At 69.1% G+C, this 24,820-nt stretch carries 21 protein-coding genes; 11 read left to right on the forward strand and 10 right to left on the reverse strand.

The window, feature by feature from the left end; all coding sequences use genetic code 11:
• Nucleotides 1–33: 33 nt before the first annotated feature.
• Nucleotides 34–900 carry a GNAT family N-acetyltransferase gene (locus FNH08_RS09475; protein WP_322724096.1) on the reverse strand — a complete coding sequence of 289 codons (867 nt, stop codon included), beginning with the start codon at nt 898–900 and terminating at the stop codon, nt 34–36.
• 111 nt (nt 901–1,011) lie between these two features.
• Here FNH08_RS09475 and FNH08_RS09480 point away from each other — a divergent pair, with 111 nt between their 5' ends.
• The gene (locus tag FNH08_RS09480; RefSeq protein WP_322724097.1) at nt 1,012–1,557 is read left to right on the forward strand and encodes an HAD family hydrolase; all 546 of its coding nucleotides are present in this window, start codon (nt 1,012–1,014) and stop codon (nt 1,555–1,557) included.
• 413 nt (nt 1,558–1,970) lie between these two features.
• Complete coding sequence (locus FNH08_RS09485) at nt 1,971–3,416, forward strand: globin domain-containing protein (RefSeq protein ID WP_152770949.1); 1,446 nt, start codon at nt 1,971–1,973, stop codon at nt 3,414–3,416.
• Between the two features lie 37 nt (nt 3,417–3,453).
• Here the strand turns inward: FNH08_RS09485 and FNH08_RS09490 are convergent, their stop codons facing one another.
• From FNH08_RS09490 to FNH08_RS09510, 5 genes are all read right to left on the reverse strand, one after another.
• Entirely contained in the window at nt 3,454–3,936 is a 483-nt protein-coding gene (locus tag FNH08_RS09490) for an NUDIX domain-containing protein (protein ID WP_152770950.1), read from the reverse strand.
• A gap of 86 nt (nt 3,937–4,022) precedes the next feature.
• Entirely contained in the window at nt 4,023–4,928 is a 906-nt protein-coding gene (locus FNH08_RS09495; RefSeq protein ID WP_322724098.1) for a LysR family transcriptional regulator, read from the reverse strand.
• Between the two features lie 208 nt (nt 4,929–5,136).
• Nucleotides 5,137–6,273 carry a cystathionine gamma-lyase gene (locus tag FNH08_RS09500; protein ID WP_152770951.1) on the reverse strand — a complete coding sequence of 379 codons (1,137 nt, stop codon included), beginning with the start codon at nt 6,271–6,273 and terminating at the stop codon, nt 5,137–5,139.
• Nucleotides 6,270–6,761, reverse strand: a complete 492-nt coding sequence (locus FNH08_RS09505; RefSeq protein WP_152770952.1) for a low molecular weight protein-tyrosine-phosphatase — start codon at nt 6,759–6,761, stop codon at nt 6,270–6,272. The genes FNH08_RS09500 and FNH08_RS09505 overlap by 4 nt, the downstream gene beginning before the upstream one ends.
• 9 nt (nt 6,762–6,770) lie before the next feature.
• Nucleotides 6,771–7,148, reverse strand: a complete 378-nt coding sequence (locus tag FNH08_RS09510) for a phage holin family protein (RefSeq protein WP_152770953.1) — start codon at nt 7,146–7,148, stop codon at nt 6,771–6,773.
• Between the two features lie 60 nt (nt 7,149–7,208).
• Here FNH08_RS09510 and FNH08_RS09515 point away from each other — a divergent pair, with 60 nt between their 5' ends.
• The 4 genes from FNH08_RS09515 to FNH08_RS09530 all read left to right on the forward strand — a co-directional run bounded on the left by FNH08_RS09515 (nt 7,209) and on the right by FNH08_RS09530 (nt 9,628).
• Nucleotides 7,209–7,526, forward strand: coding sequence for a cupin domain-containing protein (locus tag FNH08_RS09515; RefSeq protein ID WP_152770954.1), 318 nt, complete (start codon nt 7,209–7,211; stop codon nt 7,524–7,526).
• Nucleotides 7,527–7,689: 163 nt separating this feature from the next.
• Nucleotides 7,690–7,902 (forward strand): DUF5326 family protein, encoded by a 213-nt coding sequence (locus FNH08_RS09520; protein WP_152770955.1) that lies wholly within the window; start codon nt 7,690–7,692, stop codon nt 7,900–7,902.
• Nucleotides 7,903–8,293: 391 nt separating this feature from the next.
• The gene (locus FNH08_RS09525) at nt 8,294–9,091 is read left to right on the forward strand and encodes an IclR family transcriptional regulator (protein WP_322724101.1); all 798 of its coding nucleotides are present in this window, start codon (nt 8,294–8,296) and stop codon (nt 9,089–9,091) included.
• 99 nt (nt 9,092–9,190) lie between these two features.
• On the forward strand, nt 9,191–9,628 hold the full coding sequence (locus tag FNH08_RS09530) for an SsgA family sporulation/cell division regulator (protein ID WP_152770956.1): 438 nt from the start codon (nt 9,191–9,193) through the stop codon (nt 9,626–9,628).
• Nucleotides 9,629–9,691: 63 nt separating this feature from the next.
• On the opposite strand, the gene FNH08_RS09535 is transcribed toward FNH08_RS09530, so the two are convergent.
• Complete coding sequence (locus FNH08_RS09535; protein WP_322724102.1) at nt 9,692–11,203, reverse strand: YibE/F family protein; 1,512 nt, start codon at nt 11,201–11,203, stop codon at nt 9,692–9,694.
• A gap of 220 nt (nt 11,204–11,423) precedes the next feature.
• On the opposite strand from FNH08_RS09535, the gene thiC reads away from it, so the two are divergent.
• On the forward strand, nt 11,424–13,235 hold the full coding sequence (gene thiC, locus FNH08_RS09540; RefSeq protein WP_152770957.1) for a phosphomethylpyrimidine synthase ThiC: 1,812 nt from the start codon (nt 11,424–11,426) through the stop codon (nt 13,233–13,235).
• Between the two features lie 142 nt (nt 13,236–13,377).
• Here thiC and FNH08_RS09545 read toward each other — a convergent pair whose 3' ends face one another.
• From FNH08_RS09545 to FNH08_RS09555, 3 genes are all read right to left on the reverse strand, one after another.
• Nucleotides 13,378–14,250 carry a hypothetical protein gene (locus tag FNH08_RS09545; RefSeq protein WP_152770958.1) on the reverse strand — a complete coding sequence of 291 codons (873 nt, stop codon included), beginning with the start codon at nt 14,248–14,250 and terminating at the stop codon, nt 13,378–13,380.
• A gap of 194 nt (nt 14,251–14,444) precedes the next feature.
• A complete protein-coding gene (locus FNH08_RS09550; RefSeq protein WP_322724111.1) occupies nt 14,445–15,539 on the reverse strand; it encodes a metallophosphoesterase in 1,095 nt (364 codons plus the stop codon).
• 221 nt (nt 15,540–15,760) lie between these two features.
• A complete protein-coding gene (locus FNH08_RS09555) occupies nt 15,761–16,873 on the reverse strand; it encodes a LacI family DNA-binding transcriptional regulator (protein WP_152770960.1) in 1,113 nt (370 codons plus the stop codon).
• Between the two features lie 418 nt (nt 16,874–17,291).
• Between FNH08_RS09555 and hisC the strand changes: the two genes are divergently transcribed.
• The 4 genes from hisC to cydD all read left to right on the forward strand — a co-directional run bounded on the left by hisC (nt 17,292) and on the right by cydD (nt 24,759).
• On the forward strand, nt 17,292–18,398 hold the full coding sequence (gene hisC / locus FNH08_RS09560; RefSeq protein ID WP_322724104.1) for a histidinol-phosphate transaminase: 1,107 nt from the start codon (nt 17,292–17,294) through the stop codon (nt 18,396–18,398).
• 223 nt (nt 18,399–18,621) lie between these two features.
• Nucleotides 18,622–20,130: a cytochrome ubiquinol oxidase subunit I gene (locus tag FNH08_RS09565; RefSeq protein ID WP_322724105.1), complete on the forward strand. Its 1,509-nt coding sequence runs from the start codon at nt 18,622–18,624 to the stop codon at nt 20,128–20,130.
• Between the two features lie 20 nt (nt 20,131–20,150).
• Nucleotides 20,151–21,155, forward strand: a complete 1,005-nt coding sequence (gene cydB, locus FNH08_RS09570; protein ID WP_152770962.1) for a cytochrome d ubiquinol oxidase subunit II — start codon at nt 20,151–20,153, stop codon at nt 21,153–21,155.
• A 97-nt stretch (nt 21,156–21,252) separates the two neighbouring features.
• Nucleotides 21,253–24,759, forward strand: coding sequence for a thiol reductant ABC exporter subunit CydD (cydD, locus tag FNH08_RS09575; protein WP_322724106.1), 3,507 nt, complete (start codon nt 21,253–21,255; stop codon nt 24,757–24,759).
• The last annotated feature ends 61 nt before the right edge of the window (nt 24,760–24,820 follow it).

Consider the following 24,820-nt stretch of genomic DNA (forward strand, 5'->3'; position numbering starts at 1 on the left):
ATGACGGCCCCGCGCCGCTTCTCGTGGATTCCCTCAGCCCGCGGCCACCGTCAGGGGAGCGAACCGCCGGGTCCAGTCTCCCGGCAGTTCGGCGACCCCATATGTCATCACCGCATTGAAGGCCACCGACGTCAGCCCTCGGTCCTTCACCCACGTCAGCAGCTCGTCGTGGCGTACGTCGATGTCGGTACGCAGAGGGCGGTCCGTGCGGGTGGCCAGGGAGGTGATGAGCGCTTTCGCCGTCTCCGTGTCCCGTGCGGCGAGCGGGCCGACGACGTGGGTGTCCATGTTGGGCCAGACAGCCGCGTACCCGATGAGCCGACCGTTCTCCACGGCGACGTGAAGGTGGTCGGAGAAAGCCGGGAGACGCGTGATCACATGGGTGCGGTCGGCACCGAAGACCTCCTCGTCGAGCCGGAGGATCATGGAGATGTCCTCGGCTGTCGCGGGCCGGGTGGTGATCGCGGGTGACCGGCCGCCAGGCGTGAAGTGCCCGCTGACCATCTCGGCGCGGCCAGTGACCTTGAAGCCCAGTTCCTCATAGAGAGGTCGGCCGTACGGCGTCGCGTGAAGGGTGAGCGGGGTCGTGCCCATCTCCGTGAGGACATGGCGCATCAGACGGCGGCCGACACCCTGGCGGCTGTGGCGCTCGGCCACCAGGACCATGCCGATCGCCGCCAGATCGGGGCGGCCTGACGATCCGTACTCGGTCACGACGCAGGCGGTGACAAGGCCGCCGTCGGGGTCCTCGACGCCGTATCCCTTCCCTGCCGCGAGAAGCAGCCCCCATTTGTGTTCCTCACGGGGCCACCCCCGGTCCTCGGACAAGTCGGCGCAGGCGGTGAGATCGCGGGGTGTCAGACGGCGGATGGGCAGAGCGGCGAGGGAAGGTGTCGGCACGCAGGTCAGGCTGTCTGACCTGCGCCCATGACGTCTACCGGTTTGCGGGACCATGCATGAGCTTTTGGCCATGTCGTGCCCGACTCCATGGCAAAGGGACACGTGTTTCACGTGAAACAAGGAGCGCGCTCCTCGCACCGACGGCACCTGGTCTTCCTCGACACCTGGGGATACGCGCAGCGGGTACACGGCCTTTGGGGTGAGCTCACCGAGGCCCACGTGGTGGCGGCCTTCGAGGGCGCGCCCTGGCTGCGGCGCATCCGGCACACCTGGGCCGAGATCCGGGAGCGAGGGGAGTACTGCGCCGTCGTCTCGCTCTCGCCCTCCTTCTTCGTGGAGCGGCTCCTCGCCTGGGGCGCGCATGCTGCGTACGGTTCCCGGTTTCCGGCCGTGCCCTTCACCGAGCCCATCGACCCCGCGGGCATTCTGACGCCGGCAGCCAAGGTGGAGATAGCGGAACGGCTCTGTGTGGAGTTCGGTGTGGCCCGCGCCGACTGCGTCGCGTACGGGGACTCGCTCTCCGATGCAGAGCTCTTCGCTGTTGTGCCGGTCTCGGTCGCCATCAACGCGGATCGGCGGTTGGAGGGTCTCGCCACGCACTCCTACCTGGGCAGGGATCTATGGGATGCCTATGAACTGGTGCGTCGCGCCCGGTAGTTGAAGGAATTCGAAGGTTCGCACCCCGTCCTGATCGTGATGAAGGAAGGGGGGACTTGTGTGTGGGACGCCTGCCGGTATGGTCGAGTCCGGTTCTTGTCCAGGCTGAGATGTGCTCGTCTCATGAGGGCAGGAACACGGGCCAATGCAGCCTAACGGGACGGAGAGATCGAAGACCCGCATTCTGCGTTAAGCGACCGGGCCGCCGGGTGCGCGGTGGGACGCTGCGGTGTGAGAACTGCGGCCCATCTCACACTCTCGCCTACTTGTCCGTACGCAGCGGAAATCCGGGTTGAATGTGGCCGCTTGGCCGACGGGACCGAAATGCAAGGCCGTCTGCGGGGGACAGCAGGCAATCTCTCCGCCAGGGGAATACGCAGAACGACCGAAAGAAGTTCGAGGCGAGGCACACCATGGACGCTCCGACCACCACGTCGGCCGACAACGGCACGTCCGGCGGCGACAGCGTGGGCGGCTGGTTCACCCCGCGTAAGCAGCCCACATCCACCGGCGGAGAACAGGAGACCGAGGGCAACCGCCTGGCTGCCCTGCGCCCTGTGGGGAGGCCTGCGGAGGGTGAGCCCGCGTCCGGCGGCGGCAGTCCTGCGGAGGGCGGAAGCACCGGCGCCCAGGAACGAATACCTGACACGGGTGCGCCGACGCCTGGCGGAGATCCGGCGCCAGGGCCGGTCCTCCAGCAGGAACGCGTACCACCCCAACGCTCCGCCTCGGCTCCCCAGCCCTCCCCCGACGCCGTGCTCATCCGGCGGACCATGGCGGAGATCGACCCGATCGCCGACAAGGTCACCTCGTACTTCTACGCCATGCTCTTCGTGCAGCACCCCGAACTGCGCTCGCTCTTCCCACCGGCGATGGACACACAGCGCGACCGCCTGCTCAAGGCGCTGCTGACCGCGGCCGAGTACATCGACAACACTCCGGCCCTGGTCGAGTACCTGCAGAATCTCGGTCGGGGGCACCGCAAGTACGGCACTCGACCCGAGCACTACCCGGCCGTCGGTGAGTGCCTCATCGGGGCGCTGAGCCGGTACGCCGCCTCAGTCTGGGGCGACGAGACCGAGGCGGCCTGGGTGCGGGCGTACACGACGATCTCCCAGGTGATGATCGACGCGGCGGCCGCCGACGAGCTGCGCTCCCCGCCCTGGTGGATGGCCGAGGTCGTCTCGCACGATCTCAGAACGCCGGACATCGCGGTCATCACCGTCAGGCCCGACCAGCCGTATCCCTTCCTCGCCGGGCAGTACGCGAGCCTGGAGACTCCCTGGTGGCCGCGGATATGGCGGCACTACTCCTTCGCCTCGGCGCCCCGCTCCGACGGCCTGCTGTCGTTCCATGTGAAGGCGATCCCGGCAGGCTGGGTGTCCAATGCGCTCGTGCACCGCGCTCGCCCCGGTGACGTCGTACGGATGGGCCCGCCGGCGGGATCGATGACGGTCGACCACACCACCGACAGCGGACTGCTCTGCCTCGGCGGTGGCACCGGCATAGCGCCCATCAAGGCGCTGGTCGAGGACGTGGCGGAGCACGGCGAGCGGCGTCCCGTCGAGGTGTTCTACGGCGCCCGCACGGATCACGACCTCTACGACATCGACACGCTGCTGCGGATGTCCCAGAGCCACTCATGGCTGGAGATCCGCGCGGTGGTGGACGACCGGCAGGGGCTCCTGCAGCTCCCCGACGCCGTGCGCGAGTACGGGCCGTGGAACGAGTACGACGCGTACCTCTCGGGTCCGCCCGGCATGATCCGCAGCGGCGTGGAAACGCTGCGGGACATCGGCATCCCGTGGAACCGCATAAGGCACGACTCGGTGGAGGAACTGATCGCGGCAGGGGACTGAGGCTCGTCGGACTCCCACCCTCATTCGAGATCCAGACTCACCCCAGGTCTGGCGCGTGCATCGCCCGCACGCCCTCGATGTTCCCGTCGAGGTAGTGCCGCAGGGACAGCGGTACGAGGTGGACGGACGCGATCCCGACCCGTGTGAACGGCACGCGGACGATCTCGTACTCGCCCTGTGGTTCGTCGACCTCGGGACCGTGCCGCTGGGAGGTGTCGATGGACTCCAGGCGGCAGACGAAGAAGTGCTGGACCTTCACACCGGTCGCGCCGCCGTCCTCGCCGATGTGCTCGACGGTGTCCACGAAGCAGGGGACCACATCGGTGATCTTGGCACCGAGCTCCTCGTGCACTTCGCGATGGAGCGCGTCGACGACGGTGGTGTCCTCGGGCTCGACCCCACCGCCCGGTGTGAGCCAGTAGGGATCGACGCCGGGCTTGGTCCGCTTGATCAGGATCAGGTTGTCGCCATCGAGCAGGATGGCGCGAGCAGTGCGCTTGACCACGGGTCGGACGGTCATGGGAGAAATGTGGCCCGGCTGGTTCCACGTGAAACATCGCGCAGCCCCGAAACGTGTGCCGTACGCATGAGCAGGCCCTCCCGTGCCTATGACCAGTCCGAGGCCGTCCGCAGCAGCCGCTCGTGCGCCCGCGCTATGTGCCCCATGACCAGTGTGCCGGTTCGGACCACCAGGAAGTACGTGCGCAGCGGGGGCACCGTCGGTTCCAGGAGCGCCACGACGTCACCACGTTCCAGGGCGGACGCGCACAGATAGCGGGGCAGTACGGCAAGCCCCGCGCCAGTGGCGGCGCAGGCGAGGACCGCGCGGAGATCGGGCACGATGACGGTGCCCGAAGCGGCGGGCCGGGAGTCGAAGACGGAGGCCCAGTAGCGGGCGACGAAGGGCAGCGACTCGTGAACCTCGACCACGGGGAGGTTCTCCAGCGCGTGAGCGCCCTTGCGGCGTGGCTGGGCCGCGCTGATGTGGGAAGCCCAGCGCGGATGCGCGATCAGAACGTGCTCCTCGTCGCAGAGCGGAGTCGCGGTGAGCAGGGCGCCCCTCGGCCGGGCCGTGGTGATGGCCAGATCGTGGTGTCCGGCGGCAAGCCCCTCCAGTGTCTCCTCGGCATTCCCGAACGAGGCACGCAACGCAAAACCCTGCCCGTGGTCCCTGGTCAGCTCGGTGAGGGCGGGCAGGGCGCGTTCGGCGGTGAACTCCGGTGGCCCGGCGAGGTGCAGCGTGCGTAAGGAGGACTCCTCGTCCAGCCCGGTCTCGGTGATTTCGACCAGGGCGTCGAGATGAGGGGCCGCTTTGTGGGCGAGTTCGTCGCCGATCGTCGTGGGGGTCACCCCGCGCGCCTGACGCAGGAAGAGGGGGCGGCCCAGCTGCCTCTCCAGCGTGCGGATCTGCGAGGTGACGGCCGGCTGCGAGAGGCCGAGCAGCGCGGCGGCGCGGGTGAAGGAGCCGGCCCGGTGCACGGTGACGAACGTGCGCAGCAGGGCCAAGTCCACGGTGCTCCCCCTCCCATCTCCGGAGCGCCCAACTATAAATAAGTCGATAGGTCTCTGTCGCTACTGTGATTGGACACTGACACAGAGTCAACTAGCCTTGTTGGCACGGTTCTTCGCGCGCAGAACCGGGGCGGTCCGAACCACGAGGGGGGAGGTTCGGACCGCCCGATCTGTCCCGAGAGGTACCGGTCGGTGTCAATCTGTCGGATCACCTCGCCGATTCGTCGAGCGCGCGCAGTACATCGGCCACCAGGTCGTCGGTGTCCTCGGCGCCCGCCGAGAAGCGGATGAAGCCCTCCGGAACAGCGTCCCCGCCCCACCGGCCGCGCCGCTCGGCGGTGGACCGTACTCCGCCGAAGCTGGTGGCGCCGTCCACCAGGCGCAGCGCGTCCAGAAAGAGGTCGGCATGCGCGCGCGTGGGCAGCGAGAACGACACCACACACCCGTAGCGCCGCATCTGTTGCGAGGCGATCTTGTGCGCGGGATCGCCGGGCAGTCCCGGATGACGCAGACCGGTCACCTCCGGCCGCCCGTTGAGCGCCTCGGCGACGGCCAGGGCGTTGGCGCTCTGCCGGTCGGCGCGCAGATGCAGCGTCGCCAGCGAACGGTGGGCGAGCCAGGCTTCCATGGGTCCCGGAATCGCCCCGGTGATCTTGCGCCAGCGCTGTACCGCCGTCATCAGCGTGGCGTCGAGGGTCACCACGTACCCCAGCAGGAGGTCGCCGTGCCCGGTGAGCTGCTTGGTGCCGCTGGCCACGGAGAAGTCGGCACCCAGTTCCAGCGGCCGCTGGCCGAGCGGGGTCGCCAGGGTGTTGTCGACGGCGACGCGGCACCCACGCGCGTGGGCCGCCTCGGTGAGCCGCCGGATGTCGCACACGTCGAGCCCGGGGTTCGACGGCGTCTCGATCCACAGAAGCTTCGCGCCGTCGAGAACGTCGAGCTGAGCGTTGTCGGCCGTCGGCGCGGTGCGTACCTCGATGCCGTACGCCTCCAGTTGCTCACGTACCAGCGGCAGCGCCTGGTAGCCGTCGTTCGGCAGCACCGCGACGTCTCCGGCGCGGAGCTGGGAGAAGAGGACGGCCGAGACGGCGGCCATGCCGGAGGAGAAGACGAGCGTCTCGGCGCCGTCCTGTCCCGGAGCCTCCAGTTCGCCTATGGCGCGCTCCAGGAGCGTCCAGGTGGGGTTCTCGTCGCGGCCGTAGGTGTAGGGGCCCGTGGGGTCGCCCGGCAGGTGGTAGTGGGCGGCGAAGACCGGGCCCGGGAGGCTGGGCTCGTGCTTGACGGGCTCGGGCAGTCCCGCCCGTACCGCACGCGTGCCGTCGCCGAACTCCGTCGAGTCGCTCATGCCGCCCGTCCGTCCACGTGCTCCCGTACGACGGCGAGCAGGCCGGGGCTCGCCGCCTCTACCATCTCCAGGCACTCCTCGAAGCCGTCCACGTCTCCGTAGTACGGGTCCGGTACGTCGAGGTCGTCGCCCGCGACGGGGTCGTAGGAGCGCAGGAGGCGGACCTTCGCGGCGTCCTCAGGAGTGGGCGCGAGACGGCGCAGGGCCCTCATGTGGCCGGCGTCGAGGGCGATCACGAGGTCGAGGCGGGCGAACCAGGATTCCTGGAACTGCCGGGCGACGTGCTCGCTCCCGTAGCCGTTCGCCTCCAGGACGGAGACGGTGCGCGGGTCGGCGCCGTCGCCCTCGTGCCAGCCGCCCGTGCCTGCGCTGTCGACCTCGACCTGGCTGTCGAGCCCGGCCTCCTCGACGCGCGCGCGGAAGACGGACTCGGCCATCGGGGAACGGCAGATGTTGCCGGTGCAGACGAAACAGACGCGGTAGGTCATGGCGGGTGCTCAGTCCTCGTCGGGCAGGACCACGTGGAGCGCCCAGGCCACGACCGAGATGATCAGGCCACCCAGGACCGCGGTCCAGAAGCCGTCCACGTGGAAACTCACGTCGATTTTGTCGGCCAGCCACGAGGTGAGCAACAGCATCAGCGCGTTGACCACCAGGGTGAACAGGCCGAGTGTCAGGATGAACAGGGGGAAGGTCAGCAACTTGACTATCGGCTTGACCACCACGTTCACGAGACCGAAGACGAGCGCGACGAGCAGCAGCGTGCCTATCTTCTTACCCGTGCTGTCACCGGTCAGAGTGATCTTGTCGAGGAGCCATACGGCGACCGCCAGGGCGCCCGCGTTGGCGATCGTCTTGACTACGAAATTCTTCATGTGTCTGATCGTGGCAGACGAGATCGGGCACGAGGACCGGGGCAGGGGCGGACAACGGCGATGAAGGCTTTCCGGCTGGACGAACTGGAGGCGGAGCGCGCCGCCAATGACGGTGCCTACCTGCAGTTTCTGCATGAGCGGAACATGTCGGTCGGTCTGTACGCGCTCGATGCCGGCGCGCTCGACCCACAGAATCCGCACAAGCAGGACGAGGTCTACTTCGTCGTGAGCGGCCGCGCCTCGCTCACGGTCGGTATGGAGACGACGCAGGTGGCGCGTGGCAGCGTCGTGTACGTGCCCGCCGGGGTCGCCCACAAGTTCCATCACATCACCGAGGACCTGCGGGTCATGGTGGTGTTCTCTCCACCCGAGAGCTGAGCCGGGTCTCAGGGTTCCCTAGGGGAACGATCAGGGACGGACAAGGGGCGCGAGGCCCCCGAACCCACCCCCAGTCGCCCTAGCATCGAAGCAGGACATCACAGGACCCGGACGCGGGCCCCGAACACGGGGCCACGGGTGGCGAGAAGTAAGGACGAGGGCGATGAAGGAGATCCTGGCGGGATTGCCGTGGTGGGTGAAGTGGGTCGCGGTGCCGATCATCGCTCTGGTCGTGTTCGGCGGCCTGATATTGAGCGTGCTGCACTTCGTGGTGGCCCTGCTCTTCAAGGTGCTGGTGTTCGTCGCGGTGGTCGGCGGGCTGATCTATGTCGTCCGGAAGTTCATGGCGGGATCGTCGTCGCGCAGTGACTGGTGACGCGTCAGCGCGCGGAGCGGAGTGACACGAACCGGGTGAGCGGCCGGTAACGGGCGAGGTGCCAACAGGAACCCGAGGTTCCCTCGGGGGAGGGAAGTTTCCCGGCGGGGCCGTCTGCGGGCGGTGACGGGCCGTTAAAGTCCGGAGCTCGCTGCGGGGCCGACCCCGCGGGCGGCGCACCTCCCTCCCGTGTTCCCTCGCACGGGCGGCCCTCCTCGCCCTTCGGGAGTGACCCTTGGCCACGGCTGACACCGCACCCGCAGATCCGCAGACCCGACCCACGACACCCACCAGGGCCCCGGCTCCCCCTGTGCAGCCTCGTACATCACCCGGGGAGCCGCCCAACCGATCAGCAGGTCCGCGTTCCTCCCGCATCGAGACAGCACCCGCGGTGCGTATCCCCTCCCCGAAGTCTCCCCCGGCCTCGGCCGCGGAGACACACCCCACGACCCTCATCGGCTCGGTGCAGCGCGCGATGCGGCTGCTGGAGGCCGTGGCCGCGCGTCAGCACGGAGCGCCTGCCAAGCAGCTGGCCCGGGACGCCGGACTCGCGCTGCCCACTGCTTATCACCTTCTCCGCACGCTGACGCACGAGGGCTATCTGCACCGGGACAAGGGGCTGTTCTTCCTCGGTGAGGCGGCCGAGCGGTTGAGCAGCAGCGGGGCGCAGCAGAAACGTCGCAGCACGGTGAGCGACGTCCTCGCACGCTGGCGGGACACCATCGGCGTCCCCGTGTACTACGCGGTCTACCGCGAGGGCGAGATCGAGGTCATGTGTGTCGCCGACAGCCCGGGAACCCCGGCTGTCGAGGAGTGGGCCGACTTCCGCGAGACCGGGCACGCCCACGCGATCGGGCAGTGTCTGCTGTCCCAGCTCGGCGAGGAGGCGCGGCGCGACCACCTCGACCGCTATCCCGTGCGGGCGATCACCCCGTACACAGTGCGTGACGAGCAGACCCTGTTGCGGCGCCTCAACCGGATCGGACGGATGGAACCGGTCGTCGAGCGCCAGGAGTACGCGCTCGGCACGGTCTGCGCAGCGATCCCCCTCACTCTCGGCACGACCGCCGCGACCATGGCCATCTCCCTGCCGTCCCACCAGGCCGACCGACTGCCGCCCGCGGCACAGCAGTTGCAGGAAGAGATCGGAAGGCTACTAGGGACACTCGCCCTCTCTATCAGCATCTGAAAAATCACTCCTTGTGATCTCTTGTGTACTTTCAGCAAACTGCGGGGCAGTGTCAGGGCTGATTCCCGGCCAGTCGACGGCAACTGACGAGGTAGGCGAATGCGCGAGTCAGTACAGGCAGAGGTCATGATGAGTTTCCTCGTCTCGGATGAGCTCTCCTTCCGGATCCCGGTGGAGCTGCGCTACGAGACATGTGATCCCTATGCCGTACGGCTGACCTTCCATCTCCCCGGAGACGCCCCGGTCACCTGGGCCTTCGGGCGGGAGCTGCTGGTCGACGGCGTGGGGCGGCCGTGCGGCGACGGTGACGTGCACATCGCGCCCGCGGATCCGGAAGCCTTCGGTGAGGTGCTGATCAGGCTTCAGGTGGGATGTGACCAGGCGCTGTTCCGGTCCGGGACAGCGCCACTCGTGGCCTTCCTGGACCGTACGGACAAGCTGGTGCCCCTGGGGCAGGAGCGTTCCCTCGCCGACTTCGAGACGCACCTCGACGAGGCGCTGGACCGCATCCTCGCGGAGGAGCAGAGCGCGGGCTGAGCCGCGTACTCAGGGTGGCGTAACGCTTCTGCGTGAGCGTCGGCGCGATCCCGTGCGCCGGTGTCACCGCTTGCGGCGGCGCCCCCTTCCCGCGCGGGCCGGCGCGGCCGCCGCTGCCGCTGCCGGCTCGCTACTCGGGCGATCGGCCGAGACCACCAGCGCGGCCAGGGCGGTGGTCACCGGAACCGAGGCCACGAGGCCGATCGAGCCGACGAGGGTACGGACGATCTCCTCGGCGACGAGCTCGCTGTTGGCCACCGTGCCGACGCTGCTCTGGGCGATCGAGAAGAGCAGCAGCAGGGGCAGCGCGGCGCCGGCGTAGGCGAGGACGAGGGTGTTGACGACCGAGGCGATGTGGTCGCGGCCGATGCGGATACCGGCGCGGTACAGGTCGCGCCAGCCCATCGACGGCTTGGCCTCGTGCAGCTCCCAGACCGCCGAGGTCTGCGTCACCGTCACATCGTCGAGCACACCGAGCGAACCGATGATGACGCCCGCGAGCAGCAGACCGCTCATGTCGATCGACGGGTAGAGGCCGTGGATGAGGCCCGTGTTGTCGTCCGTGTTGCCGGTCAGCGAGGCCCAGCCGATGAACTGCGAACCGAGCACACCGATCAGCAGCAGCGAAGCCAGGGTTCCGAGCACGGCGACCGAGGTGCGGGCGGAGAGCCCATGACACATGTAGAGCGCGATCAGCATGATGGCGCTCGCTCCGACCACCGCCACGACCAGCGGGTTCGAGCCCTGGAGGATGGCGGGCAGGATGAAGAAGGTCAGCACCAGGAAGCTGATGGCGAGCGCGACCAGCGCCATGACACCGCGCATGCGGCCCACCACCACGACGGCGAGCGCGAAGATCCCGGCGAGCAGCGCCATCGGGAACTTCCGGTTCACGTCGGTGACCGCGTACTGCAGGTCCTTGGGCGCCGAGGGCTCGTACGCGACCACGACCTCCTGACCCTGCGCCAGCTGCCGTGACTGGTCAGGCTGGACGATCTCCGTGAACGTGCGGCCCTTGTCCTTGCCGGTGTCGACCCTGACCGTCGCCTTCTTGCAGGTGCCGTTCGCCTGCTGCTGGGCCGACGAGCCCTCGGCGGTCGACGTGTCGCCGGTCGGGGTCTCCCCCGAGGCGTTCACGGACTTGCAGTCCACCTCCACGACCGTGGTGACAGTGGCCTGCTGGGTCTGCCGGTCGAAGCCGACGCCGGTGCGCTCGTGGGGTGGGGCGCCGCCGGGCCAGAGCACGGCGAGGCCCACGACGACCGCCGTCGCGAAGGGGATCAGCACCGCGGCGATGACCTTGCGCAGGTGCTTGGAGACGGGAGCGGCGGGGCCGTGGCTGTGGGAGTGCCCGTGGCTGCCGCCGGACGCCGGGCCGTGGCCATGCCCCTGCCCGTCATGGGGATCGTGGCCGTCGCCAGGGCTGTGTCCGCCACCGGGGCCCCAGCCGCCACCGGATCCATGCCCGCCACCAGGGCCGTGGCCGCCACCGGCGCCGTGTCCATGGCCGTGCTCAGGACCGTGTCCGTGCGGGGGCTCCGAAGGGGGGAGCGAGGGCTGTCGCATCGTGGTCACCGACCGATCATCGCAAGAACAGCGGGGGCCCACTGTTCACCGCGCCACATCTGACGCTAGCGTGGAGGCACCTTTGCACACGCGGGAGCTCGGAGCACCGGGCTGAGAGGGCGCTGACCTCCGCAGACGCGATGTTTCACGTGGAACATCGCCGGGCGGAAATCGCTGCGTCGACCGCTGAACCTGTTACCGGGTAATGCCGGCGTAGGGAGTAGGTCTCATGACCAACAAGGACACACGCACGCCCGCCTCCAACCAGACGAACGGGGCGTTCGCCGCATCACAGGGCGAAAAGCCGCAGGAGGCCGGGAAGTCCATCGGCTGGCACAAGGCATACGTCGGGGGATCGCGCCCCGACCTGCGGGTGCCGGTCCGCCAGGTGCACCTCACCAACGGGCAGGCGGTCACTCTGTACGACACCTCCGGCCCGTACACCGACCCGAGTATCCAAACCGACGTCCGTAGGGGGCTCCTCCCGCTTCGCGAGAGCTGGATCGTCGCTCGCGGAGACACCGAGGAGTACGCGGGCCGTCCCGTCCGCCCTGAGGACGACGGGATCAAGCACACGTCACCGCGGGGCGGGCTGCGCAACCTCGACGCGGTGTTTCCGGGGCGGCCGAGGCAACCGCGCCGGAGCCGTGACGGCAAGGCCGTGACCCAACTCGCCTACGCGCGGCGCGGGGAGATCACGCCCGAGATGGAATTCGTGGCCGTCCGGGAGAACGTCTCGCCCGAGGTCGTCCGTGAGGAGATCGCGGCGGGAAGGGCCGTACTGCCTGCCAACGTGAACCACCCGGAGATCGAGCCGATGATCATCGGCAAACGGTTCCTGGTGAAGGTCAACGCCAACATCGGCAACTCGGCGGTCACGTCCTCCATCGAGGAGGAGGTGGAGAAGATGACCTGGGCGACCCGTTGGGGCGCCGACACGGTCATGGACCTGTCCACGGGCCGCAACATCCACACCACGCGCGAGTGGGTGCTGCGCAACTCCCCCGTCCCCATCGGCACGGTGCCGCTCTATCAGGCGCTGGAGAAGGTCGACGGCAGGGCTGAGGAACTGACCTGGGAGATCTATAAGGACACGGTCATCGAGCAGGCCGAGCAGGGTGTGGACTACATGACGGTCCACGCGGGCGTGCGCCTCCCGTACGTCCCCCTGACGGCGAACCGCAAGACCGGCATCGTCTCGCGCGGTGGCTCGATCATGGCGGCGTGGTGCCTGGCGCACCACAAGGAATCGTTCCTGTACGAGAACTTCGAGGAACTGTGCGAGATCCTCGCCGCGTACGACGTCACGTACTCGCTCGGCGACGGCCTGCGGCCCGGCTCGATCGCGGACGCCAACGACGAGGCGCAGTTCGCGGAACTCCGCACGCTCGGGGAACTCAACCGGATCGCCAAGCGTTTTCACGTACAGACCATGATCGAGGGCCCGGGACACGTCCCGATGCACAAGATCAAGGAGAACATCGACCTTCAGCAGGAGATCTGCGATGAAGCTCCGTTCTATACCCTCGGCCCGCTGACCACGGACGTCGCGCCGGCGTACGACCACATCACCTCGGGCATAGGTGCCGCGATGATCGCGTGGTGGGGCACGGCCATGCTCTGCTACGTCACGCCCAAGGAGCACTTGGGCCTGCCCAATCGTGACGACGTCAAGACGGGCGTCATCACCTACAAGATCGCGGCCCATGCGGCGGACCTCGCCAAGGGACACCCGGGCGCACAGGAGTGGGACGACGCGCTGTCGGACGCCCGCTTCGAGTTCCGCTGGGAGGACCAGTTCAACCTGGCCCTCGACCCCGACACGGCCCGGGAGTTCCACGACGAGACGCTTCCCGCTGAGCCCGCCAAGACGGCCCACTTCTGCTCCATGTGCGGGCCGAAATTCTGCTCGATGAAGATCTCCCAGGACATCCGCCGCGAACATGGCGGGTCCCAGGCCGAGATCGAGGAGGGCATGGTCCAGAAGTCGAGGGAGTTCGCGGCGAGTGGGAACCGGGTGTACCTACCGATGGCGGACTGAGTAGCACTTCGGCACCCTGTCCGGCCGTCGTGCGTGGGCGACCTGGATCGCCGCCGCGGCCGGCGGGGTGCAGTGGCGCTCCGGGGCGGCCGCCGGGGCCGGAGTGCGGCTCCGGCATGGCGGCGGCCCGTTCCCCGGGGCGTCACTCCGGCTGGTGCTCCGGCCCTCCGAAGTCCGGGCTCGTGAAGTCCGGGCTGGAGTAGCTGGGGCGAGGGCCCGCGGCGGGCCCGCCATCCGGGCTGCTGAAGCCCGGTCGGTTGTAACCGAGGTGCGGGATACGGCTGGGTGGGGTGGTCGGGACCGTACGGCCCATGGCGGCGGAGCCCGGGTCGGTGAGGGCCTCGCGGAGGAACGGCATGATGCCGCGCTCCAGGAGGGCCTCGAGCCAGGCTTCCCTCGCCCGGGCCACCTCTTCGTTCATCTCGCCCTGCACCTCGGCGTCCAGCGAGGTGGAGCCGTTGCGCAGGGCAGTGAGGAGGAGGCCGACCGCGGCCACGAGGATGGCGGCTGCCGTGACCGCCCCGAAGATCCACCCGGTCGTCGTGAGGGTCTGGGCGATGCCCGGCTCGGGATCGAGCATCTTCAGGACGTACCCCACGAGCAGGAAGATCGCCGCGGCGGTACCGGCGAGGACGGGAGCGAGGACGGCGACGACGGCTCCGGCGCCCGCCCCGGCCGTCTCGGTGACCTCCCCCATGGTGGTCGCGAGCCCCACCGCGGCGCCGCCCGGCTCGGCCGAGCCGGAGGTGCCTTCGCGGGACGACGGGGTGGACGGCGCCGGCTGGCGCAGTTCCTCGCGGACCTTCACGTAGTACTGGTATTCGGTCGTCGCGGCGGCCGTGATGAGCGCGGTGGCGTTGAGCGCCATGGTGCGCAGCTGCTCCGGGTTGAGCCGCTGACCGACAGCGGCGAGTTCCGGGCGGTGTGGTGCGGAGCGCAGCGCCTCGCCGAGGATCCGCTCGAAATCCTGGCGGTCCTCGCTCAGCAGGTGCTGCGGAACGCTGTTCATGTGCATCCCCCGATGCTCCGTAGGGCTTGGGGCTCGGCATGCTGACGAGCCGTCGGGCAGAAACGGAGGGGAGCCTGCTACGGATAAGCCGATGGTAGAGCGATGAAGGCACGCGGTGACAGGGGGTTTGAAGAAAATGGCCCCTGGCCAGCAGAGTTATTCGGCGGCCCGCCGTGGGGGGACGCCTGCCCCGAGAACGTTCAGCTATCCACCGGCAGTTGCTGGACCAGCAGCTTTCCGGCCATGGTCACTCCGCCGTCCATGGCGATGGCCAGACCGTCCGCGTAGATGTGCGGTCCGTCGACCACGGGCCCCGACTCGTCCTCGTCGTCCTCCGTGCCGACCTCGCCCAGCAGGTACGGGATGGGGCTGTGGCCATGGACGATGCGCGTGCCGCCGTACACGTCGAGGAGGGAGCGGACGGCGTCGGCGCCGCCTTCGTCGCGGAAGGAGAACCGCTTGGTGAACTTGCGGAAGAGGTCCCAGACCTCGTCGGCGTCGTTGCGGGCGATGGCCTCGCGGACGGTGTCGTTGACTGCCTCGATGGAGTCGCCGTAGTCGAGGTAGGCGGTGGTGTCGGAGTGCACCAGCAGGTGGCCGTCGACCTGCTCCATGGCGTCCAGACGGGCCATCCACTGCAGATGGTGGTCCTGGAGACGGTCCATGTCGGTCTTCTGGCCGCCGTTGAGCAGCCAGGCCGCCTGGAAGGTGGCGGTGCCCGCGCCGGAGTTGACGGGGGTGTCGCCGAACCGTTTGGCGCCGAGCAGCAGCAGTTCGTGGTTGCCCATGAGGGCCTTGCAGTAGCCGCCGGCCGCGGCCGCCTCGGCGGACAGCCGCATCACGAGGTCGATGACGCCGATGCCGTCCGGGCCCCGGTCGGTGAAGTCGCCCAGGAACCACAGCCGCGCGGTGCCCGCGGACCAGTTGGCCTCGGCGTCGACGAGGCCCTTCTCCTGGAGCGCGGCGACCAGCTGGTCGAGGTAGCCGTGCACGTCCCCGACGACGTACAGGGGACCCGGTCCGGTGTCGGTCTGGGAGGTGCCCACGGCCTCGGGATCTACGGAGACCAGCACCGTGTCCCCACGGTTGATCACGGGCAGATCGCGCTGGGTGGGCGTGTACCCCTCGGGGTGGCCCTCGGATTCGTCCAGCGGTGGGGCCACGTCGCCGGGGTGTGTGCTGTGCGCGTACGGACCGGCCTCGTGGACGTACGCGGGTACGCGAAAATCGCGCACCGTCGGCGTCCGCACCTCGGGTCCCTGACCGGCCCCCTGAGTCATCGACCCCTCCACCACCATCGCCCGCATCTGCACCGGATCGGACTGCCTGGTCGTGGCGGCCCGCGGTGTCGTGCGCCCATCATAGGAATGCGGATCGCGCCATGTGATGACCCAGGGGTGGTGAAATGGCGCAGGACCCCGTTTCACCACGGTTTTCTCCCGAATTGGGCGGGCCTTTCCCTATCCAATTCCTCATCGGATCCCCGAAGGGCCCTCACGGGATCCTCGTTCGGTGGTCACCCCTCCTCGGGTGAACGGGGCGGGCTGACCGTCGTGCGCGGCGAACGTCGCTCGGAAGAGGTCCTCACGAACAGCTCCGTCGGTATCACCTGTTCGACTGGCTTGTCCGACTGCACTCCCTCGATGGCGTCGATGAGGAGCTGGACCACCGCCGTGCCGATCCGGCGCGGCTTCAGGGAGAGCGTGCTGATGGGCGGCTCGGTGTTGGCGTACACGGTCGACTCGCTGCAGCAGACGAGCAGCAGGTCGTCGGGGACGCGCAGGCCGTACCGCCGGGCCGCGGCCAGCAGGTCGGTGCCGTTCGGGTCGAAGAGTCCGTAGACGGCGTCCGGGCGGTCGGGCCGGGCCAGCAGCCGGTCGGCGGCCACGGCCCCGGCGCACGGATCGTGCGCCGGATAGGCCTCGTACACCGGATCCTGGCCGACACGCTCGCACCAGCGCAGGTACGCGCTGGTGGACAGGTGGGTGTACGTGTCCGTCGTGGTCCCCGTCAGGAGGCCGATCCGGCGGGCGCCGGCGTCGGCCAGGTGGTCGAGGATGCCCAGGACGGCGGCCTCGTGGTCGTTGTCGACCCACGCGGTGACCGGGAGCGAGCCGGCGGGGCGGCCGTCGGAGACGACCGGTAGTCCCTGCCGGACCAGCTCGCTGACCACGGGGTCCTGGTCGGACGGGTCGATGACCACGGTGCCGTCCAGGGCCACGTTCGACCACACGTCGTGGCGCGAGGTCGCGGGGAGGATGACCAGGGCGTAGCCCCGGGCGAGCGCGGCCGAGGTGGCGGCTCGCGCCATTTCCGCGAAGTACGCGAACTCGGTGAAGGTGAAAGGTTCATCCCCGTACGTGGTCACGGTCAGGCCGATCAGCCCGGACTTCCCGGTACGAAGTGTCCGGGCCGCGGCCGACGGGCGGTAGCCCAGCCGGTCGGCGACCTCACGGACATGGCGTCGGGTGGCGTCCGGCAGCCGGCCCTTGCCGTTGAGGGCGTCGGAGACCGTCGTGATGGAGACCCCCGCTGCGGCGGCCACGTCTCTGATGCCCGCCCGGCCCGGCCGGTTGCCCCGGCGGGGAGTCTCTGCCCGGCTCACCTGGTGCTTCCCTGCTGCTGTCATGGCGAGCCGATAGTAGGGCTCATGCGGTGGGGTAGTGCGGACGCATATGCACGCGTTGACAGGCACGTTTCTGCAAGGTCAAACTCCATCAAATACCTTGGAACACAAGGGACTTGGCCCCACCAGTATCACTACGTGACTTGTCGGCGCGCATGGGCCTGCCAAGTAGCTCATGTCTCGAAGAGGTCTCAACTCACCTTCACGGGGGATGCGCGCCACGGCGCGAGCCACCGGCGCGTGTGGTCAAGGGTGGCGCGCCCCCCGTTTCGTACGCCTTCGTGCGGTGATGCCTGTGGGGCGTGTGTGACTGACGGGAACGGAACCGACGGCGACGTCAGAGGGTTGTCCACAGGCCGTTCGCAGGGGCGCCCAATCCTCATAAAGTGAGGAGCATTAGGCGTCGACGAGGAGGACTGCGGTGAGCGAGACGAGCCCCAAGCTGCGTGCCGAGCTGGAGGGAATCCCCACCTACAAGCCCGGGCGCAGTGCTCAATCTGCGGCTACCGCCGCGGGTGCCGCGGCGGGTGGCCCCGTGGCGTACAAGCTGTCCTCCAACGAGAACCCCTACCCGCCCCTGCCCAGCGTGCTGGAGACCGTGACCGCGGCGGCCGGATCCTTCAACCGGTATCCGGACATGATGTGCACGTCGCTGATGAACGAGCTGGCGGACCGCTTCGGAGTGCCGGTCTCCCACCTCTCCACGGGCACGGGCTCGGTCGGCGTGGCCCAGCAGCTGATCCAGGCGACCTCCGGCCCGGGCGACGAGGTGATCTACGCATGGCGGTCCTTCGAGGCGTACCCGATCATCACACAGATCAGCGGGGCCACGTCCGTGCAGGTCCCGCTGACGCCGGGTGAGGTGCACGACCTGGACGCGATGGCGGACGCGATCACCGACCGGACGCGGCTGATCTTCGTCTGCAACCCGAACAACCCGACGGGCACGGTGGTGCGCCGGGCCGAGCTCGAGCGGTTCCTGGACCGGGTGCCGGGTGATGTGCTGGTGGTGCTGGACGAGGCGTACCGGGAGTTCATTCGCGATGCCGAGGTTCCGGACGGGGTGCAGGTCTACCGCGAGCGGCCGAACGTCTGCGTGCTGCGCACCTTCTCCAAGGCGTACGGCCTCGCCGGGCTCCGGGTGGGCTTCGCGATCGCCCACGAGCCCGTGGCGGCCGCCCTGCGCAAGACGGCGGTGCCGTTCGGAGTGAGCCAGCTCGCCCAGGAGGCGGCCATCGCCTCGCTGCGTGCGGAGGACGAGCTCCTCGGGCGCGTCGGGTCTCTGGTCTCCGAGCGCACGCGCGTCGCCGAGGGGCTGCGGGTGCAGGGCTGGACGGTGCCCGAGACGCAGGCGAACTTCGTGTGGCTGCGCCTGGGGGACCGTACGGCCGAATTCGCCGGGGTGTGCGAGCAGGCCGGCGTCGTCATCCGTCCGTTCCCCGGTGAGGGTGTCCGCGTGACGATCGGCGAGTCCGAGGCGAACGACATCTTCCTGAAGACGACGGAGTCGTTCCGCAAGGATCTGTAGTCGCGGGGGGCCGCGAGGGCCGCGAGGCCGCCTTCAGCAACGTGATGAGTGCCGCCCGGGGGGTTGACTCACAAAGGGGGACCCCCCTTGGGGCGTCGCAGACGCGTGCGCCATAATGGCTTGTGAATGTGAACGCTTTCACAAGCTCGTCCGGTTACGGCCGAGCTGTGAAGGATGTACCGGACAAAACTGCCGCCATGACCACGGCATGTTAGGAGAAGACGTGGACATCGCTTTGGCGCCGGAGACCCTGGCGCGATGGCAGTTCGGCATCACCACCGTCTACCACTTCCTCTTCGTCCCCCTGACGATCTCGCTCGCCGCGCTCACCGCCGGCCTGCAGACCGCCTGGGTCCGCACGAACAAGGAGAAGTACCTCAAGGCCACCAAGTTCTGGGGCAAGCTCTTCCTGATCAACATCGCGATGGGTGTCGTCACCGGCATCGTGCAGGAGTTCCAGTTCGGCATGAACTGGTCCGACTACTCGCGCTTCGTCGGCGACGTCTTCGGTGCCCCGCTGGCCTTCGAGGCCCTGATCGCCTTCTTCTTCGAGTCGACCTTCATAGGCCTGTGGATCTTCGGCTGGGACAAGTTGCCGCAGAAGATCCACCTCGCCTGCATATGGATGGTCTCGATCGGCACGATCCTGTCGGCCTACTTCATCCTCGCGGCCAACTCGTGGATGCAGCACCCGGTGGGCTATCGGATCAACGAGAAGAAGGGCCGCGCCGAGCTGACCGACTTCTGGCTCGTTCTGACCCAGAACACCACGCTGACCCAGGTCTTCCACACCCTCACCGCGGCCTTCCTCACCGGTGGCGCGTTCATGGTCGGCATCGCCGCCTACCACCTGGCCCGCAAGAAGCACGTCCCGGTGATGAAGACCTCGCTGCGGCTCGGTCTGGTCACCGTGGTCATAGCCGGCATGCTCACCGCGATCAGCGGTGACCTGCTCGGCAAGGTCATGTTCAAGCAGCAACCGATGAAGATGGCCGCAGCCGAGGCCCTCTGGGACGGCGAGGCGCCGGCACCCTTCTCGGTCTTCGCCTACGGCGACGTCGACAAGGGCCACAACAAGGTCGCCATCGAGATCCCGGGCCTGCTGTCCTTCCTCGCCAACGACGACTTCGACTCGTACGTCCCCGGCATCAACGACGTCAACAAGTCCGAGCAGCAGAAGTTCGGGCCCGGCGACTACCGCCCCAACATCCCCGTCGCCTACTGGGGCTTCCGCTGGATGATCGGGTTCGGCATGACGTCCTTCGCCATCGGCCTGGCCGGACTCTGGCTGACCCGCAAGAAGTTCCTGTTGCCGCAGCACCTGAGGGTGGGGGACGACGAGGTCCCGCATCTCGTACTACTGCCCACCAAGGCCCTCGGCCCGACGCTCACCAAGTGGTACTGGCGCATCGCGGTCCTCACCCTGGGCTTCCCCCTGATCGCCAGTTCCTGGGGCTGGATCTTCACCGAGATGGGCCGGCAGCCGTGGGTCGTCTACGGCGTGCTGCGCACCCGTGACGCGGTCTCCCCCGGTGTCTCGCAGGGTGAGGTCATCACGTCGATGGTCGTGTTCACCACGCTGTACGCGATCCTCGCCGTCGTCGAGGTCAAGCTGCTCGCGAAGTACGTCAAGGCCGGGCCGCCCGAGCTCACCGAGGCCGACCTCAACCCGCCCACGAAGATCGGCGGCGACTCCCGTGACGCCGACAAGCCGATGGCCTTCTCGTACTAGGCCGAGGGAGCTGCACAGTCATGGAACTTCACGATGTCTGGTTCGTCCTCATCGCAGTCCTCTGGACCGGCTACTTCTTCCTGGAGGGGTTCGACTTCGGGGTCGGCGTCCTCACCAAGCTGCTGGCTCGTAACCGCCCGGAGAAGCGGGTCCTCATCAACACCATCGGGCCCGTCTGGGACGGCAACGAGGTCTGGCTGCTCTCGGCCGGCGGCGCCACCTTCGCCGCCTTCCCCGAGTGGTACGCCACGCTCTTCTCCGGCTTCTACCTGCCGCTGCTGCTCATCCTGGTCTGCCTGATCGTCCGCGGAGTCGCCTTCGAGTACCGGGTGAAGAGGCCGGAGGAGAGCTGGCAGCGTAACTGGGAGACCGCGATCTTCTGGACCTCGCTGCTCCCCGCGTTCCTGTGGGGCGTGGCCTTCGCCAACATCGTCCGCGGAGTGAAGATCGACTCCGACCTGGAGTACGTGGGCAATGTCGCGGACCTGCTCAACCCGTACGCCCTCCTGGGCGGTCTGGTCACGCTGTCGCTGTTCACCTTCCACGGGACGGTGTTCGTCGGCCTCAAGACGGTGGGGGACATCCGGGAGCGGGCGCGCAAGCTCGCGCTGCGCGTCGGGTTGCTGACGGCCGTGCTGGCGCTCGTCTTCCTGCTCTGGACACAGGCCGACAAGGGTGACACCGCGTCGCTGGTCGCGCTGATCGTCGCGGTGGTCGCACTCGTAGCCGCACTGGGTGCAGCTCAAGTGGGCCGTGAGGGCTGGGCGTTCGCACTGTCGGGACTCACCATCGTGGCGGCCGTCGCGATGCTCTTCCTGACGCTGTTCCCGAACGTCATGCCGTCCTCGCTGAACGCGGACTGGAGCCTCACGGTCACCAACGCCTCGTCGAGCCCGTACACGCTGAAGATCATGACCTGGTGTGCGGGGATCGCCACGCCGATCGTGCTGCTCTACCAGGGCTGGACGTACTGGGTGTTCCGCAAGCGGATCGGTACGCATCACATCGCCGACGCCGCGCACTGAGTCCGGTAGTGAGGTGTGTTGCACGGTTTCACGTGAAACATGCCTCCCCGGGCCCAAGGGCATGTTTCACGTGAAACATGCCTGCTGAGAAGAGGGTGTGTTTCACGTGAAACCGATCGACCCGCGACTGCTCCGGTACGCCCGCGCCACCCGCCTCTTTCTGGGGGCGGTTGTCGGCCTGGGCGTCGCCGGGGCTGTACTCGTCATCGCTCAGGCGATGCTCCTCGCCGAAGTGGTGGTCGGTGCTTTCCAACAGGGGATGGCGGTCGCCGAACTGCGCACCCCCCTGCTGCTGTTGGTCGCCGTCGCCTGCGGCCGGGCGATGGTCTCCTGGCTTACCGAGCTCGCCGCGCACCGGGCGAGCGCGGCGGTGAAGTCGGAGCTGCGGGGGCGGTTGCTGGAGCGCGCCGCCGCACTGGGGCCCGGTTGGCTGAGCGGGCAGCGCACGGGGTCGCTGATCAACCTCGCCACCAGGGGCGTGGACAGCCTCGACGACTACTTCTCGCGCTACCTTCCGCAGCTGGGGCTGGCCGTCGCCGTGCCTGTGGCGGTGCTCGCGCGAGTCGTCACCGAGGACTGGGTCTCGGCGGCCATCATCGTCGGCACACTGCCACTCATCCCCGTCTTCATGGTGCTGATCGGTTGGGCCACGCGCTCGCAGATGGACCGCCAATGGCGGCTCCTGTCCCGGCTCTCCGGGCACTTCCTGGACGTGGTCGCCGGGCTGCCGACGCTCAAGGTGTTCGGCCGGGCCAAGGCGCAGGCCGAGTCGATCAAACGGATCACCGGCGAGTACCGGCGTGCGACCATGCGGACGCTGCGGATCGCGTTCCTGTCCTCCTTCGCTCTGGAGTTGCTCGCCACGATCTCGGTCGCGCTGGTCGCGGTGACCATCGGGATGCGGCTCGTGCACGGTGAGATGGACCTGTACATCGGGCTGGTGATCCTTGTCCTCGCGCCTGAGGCCTATCTGCCGCTGCGGCAGGTGGGGGCACAGTTCCACGCGGCCGCCGAGGGGCTCGCGGCGGCCGAGGAGATCTTCGAGGTGCTCGAGACCCCGGTACGGGCCTCCGGCTCGCTGCCCGTGCCGGACGGTGGAGTTCGCTTCGAGGAGGTGAGCGTCCGGTACCCCGGGCGGTCGGAGGACGCCGTCGCCGACGTGACCTTCGAGGTCGCGTCCGGAGAGACGGTGGCGCTGGTCGGGCCGAGCGGTGTGGGCAAGTCCACACTGCTGAACGTCCTGCTCGGATTCGTGGAGCCGACCGCGGGGCGGGTGCGGATCGGGGAAGCCGACCTGGCCGACCTCGATCTGGAGGAGTGGCGCTCGCGGGTGGCCTGGGTGCCGCAGCGGCCCCACCTCTATGCCGGGACCATCGCGGAGAACGTACGGCTCGCGCGGCCGGACGCGGACGACGAGGACGTGCGGCGGGCCCTGACCGATGCGGGAGCGCTGGGCTTCGTCGACGCGTTGCCCGCTGGGCCCGACACGGTCCTGGGTGAGGACGGCGCCGGTCTCTCCGCCGGGCAGCGCCAACGCCTGGCCCTGGCGCGGGCGTTCCTCGCCGACCGGCCGGTGCTGCTGCTCGACGAGCCCACGGCCTCCCTGGATGGGGAGACCGAGGCGGAGGTCGTGGAGGCGGTACGGCGGCTCGCGGTCGGCCGGACCGTGCTGCTGGTGGTGCACCGGCCGGCGTTGCTGGAGGTGGCCGACCGGGTGGTCCGGTTGGAGCCCGGGACGCCCGCCGTGGTGCCCCCCGTCCTGCGGACCGGTGGGGCGCGGACAGGCGTGCGAGCATCGGGGCAGCCCCTGCCGCCCGCCGGCGAGGAGGAGCTGCCGCTGGAACGGCGTCACTCCGTGCTGACCCGTGTCCGCGCCATGGCGGGCCCTCGTCGCGGTCGTCTCGCTCTTGCCCTGCTGCTCGGAAGCCTCGCTCTCGGCAGTGCCGTCGGCCTCATGGCGACCTCCGGGTGGCTCATCTCACGGGCGTCCCAACAGCCGCCGGTGCTCTATCTGATGGTCGCCGTGACGGCCACCCGGGCGTTCGGGATCGGGCGGGCGGTGTTCCGGTACACGGAGCGGCTCGTGTCGCACGACGCCGTGCTGCGGATGCTGGCCGACACCCGGGTCGCCGTCTACCGGCGGCTGGAGCGGCTGGCACCCGCGGGCCTGCGGCGAGTTCGGCGCGGGGACCTGCTCTCCCGGCTCGTCGCGGATGTGGACGCGCTGCAGGACTACTGGGTCCGGTGGCTGCTGCCTGCTGGGGCCGCGGCCGTCGTGTCAGCCGCCTCTGTCGGGTTCACCGCGTGGCTGCTGCCCGAGGCCGGGGCCGTCCTCGCCCTGGGACTGCTCGCAGCCGGGGTCGGGGTACCGCTGGTCACCGGAGCCGTGGCACGGCGCGCCGAACGCCGACTCGCCCCCGCCCGCGGCACGCTGGCCACCCGCGTGGCCGATCTGCTCACCGGGACCGCCGAGCTGACCGTGGCGGGAGCCCTGCCCACACGCACTGCCGAGGCGCGGCGGGCCGACGCGGCACTGACCCGGATCGCGTCCCGTGCCGCCACCGCCACCGCGCTGGGCGACGGGCTCACCGCGCTCGTCACCGGACTCACTGTGGCCGGAGCCGCGCTCGTGGGGGCGCAGGCGGTCGCCGACGGCCGGCTTGGCGGGGTCACGATGGCTGTCGTCGTCCTCACCCCCCTCGCCGCTTTCGAGGCCGTCATGGGGATGCCCCTGGCCGCGCAGTTCCGCCAGAGGGTGCGCAAGAGCGCGGAGCGCGTGTACGAGGTGGTGGACGCCCCCGATCCCGTACGCGAGCCCGAACGGCCCGTGCCCGACCCTCAGTCGCCGTTCCCCCTCGTCGTCAGCGGGCTCGCCGCCCGGTACGCCGAGCAGGACCGCGACGCGCTCGCCGGGATCGACCTCACCCTCGACCAGGGCCACAGGATCGCCGTGGTCGGCTCCTCGGGATCGGGCAAGACGACGCTCGCGCAGGTGCTGTTGAGGTTCCTGGACGCGCGCGAGGGGACGTACACCCTGGGAGGGGTGGACGCCCACGCGCTCGACGGAGACGCCGTACGGCGACTTGTCGGGCTGTGCGCCCAGGACGCCCATCTCTTCGACAGCTCGGTGCGTGAGAACCTGCTGCTGGCCCGGAAGGACGCCATCGAGGCGGAGCTGCGGGACGCTCTCGCACGGGCGCGGCTCCTCGACTGGGCCGACGGACTGCCCGACGGGCTCGACACCCTCATCGGAGAGCACGGGGCGCGGCTGTCCGGCGGCCAGCGCCAGCGGCTCGCCCTCGCTCGCGCCCTGCTCGCCGATTTCCCCGTCCTCGTCCTCGACGAACCCGCGGAACACCTCGACCTGGCGACCGCCGACGCGCTCACCGCGGACCTGCTGGCCGCGACCGAGGGCCGTACGACCCTGCTGATCACCCACCGGCTGGCCGGGCTGGAAGCCGTGGACGAGGTCGTCGTCCTCGCGGAAGGGCGGGTCGTGCAGCGCGGCCCCTTCGCGGAACTGGCCGCCGTGGAAGGGGCACTGCGGTCGATGGTGGAGCGGGAGACAGCGGGGGAGCTGCTGGTCGGCGCGCGGGGACGCTGACCGTGGCGAAGGGCGCCGGGCCGACAGGCGTGCGGGGTGCGGCGACGCTGACGGGCACACA

It is taken from the genome of Streptomyces spongiae (assembly GCF_009377185.1).
In the GTDB taxonomy this organism is placed as follows: Bacteria; Actinomycetota; Actinomycetes; order Streptomycetales; family Streptomycetaceae; genus Streptomyces; species Streptomyces spongiae.

Excerpts from the sequence above, each read along its gene's own strand:
- FNH08_RS09485 (WP_152770949.1), top strand. The coding sequence starts at position 1,971 with ATGGACGCTCCGACCACCACGTCGGCCGACAACGGCACGTCCGGCGGC.
- FNH08_RS09490 (WP_152770950.1), bottom strand. The coding sequence starts at position 3,936 with ATGACCGTCCGACCCGTGGTCAAGCGCACTGCTCGCGCCATCCTGCTC.
- FNH08_RS09500 (WP_152770951.1), bottom strand. The coding sequence starts at position 6,273 with ATGAGCGACTCGACGGAGTTCGGCGACGGCACGCGTGCGGTACGGGCG.
- FNH08_RS09505 (WP_152770952.1), bottom strand. The coding sequence starts at position 6,761 with ATGACCTACCGCGTCTGTTTCGTCTGCACCGGCAACATCTGCCGTTCC.
- FNH08_RS09510 (WP_152770953.1), bottom strand. The coding sequence starts at position 7,148 with ATGAAGAATTTCGTAGTCAAGACGATCGCCAACGCGGGCGCCCTGGCG.
- FNH08_RS09515 (WP_152770954.1), top strand. The coding sequence starts at position 7,209 with ATGAAGGCTTTCCGGCTGGACGAACTGGAGGCGGAGCGCGCCGCCAAT.
- FNH08_RS09520 (WP_152770955.1), top strand. The coding sequence starts at position 7,690 with ATGAAGGAGATCCTGGCGGGATTGCCGTGGTGGGTGAAGTGGGTCGCG.
- FNH08_RS09530 (WP_152770956.1), top strand. The coding sequence starts at position 9,191 with ATGCGCGAGTCAGTACAGGCAGAGGTCATGATGAGTTTCCTCGTCTCG.
- thiC (WP_152770957.1), top strand. The coding sequence starts at position 11,424 with ATGACCAACAAGGACACACGCACGCCCGCCTCCAACCAGACGAACGGG.
- FNH08_RS09545 (WP_152770958.1), bottom strand. The coding sequence starts at position 14,250 with ATGCACATGAACAGCGTTCCGCAGCACCTGCTGAGCGAGGACCGCCAG.
- FNH08_RS09555 (WP_152770960.1), bottom strand. The coding sequence starts at position 16,873 with ATGACAGCAGCAGGGAAGCACCAGGTGAGCCGGGCAGAGACTCCCCGC.
- cydB (WP_152770962.1), top strand. The coding sequence starts at position 20,151 with ATGGAACTTCACGATGTCTGGTTCGTCCTCATCGCAGTCCTCTGGACC.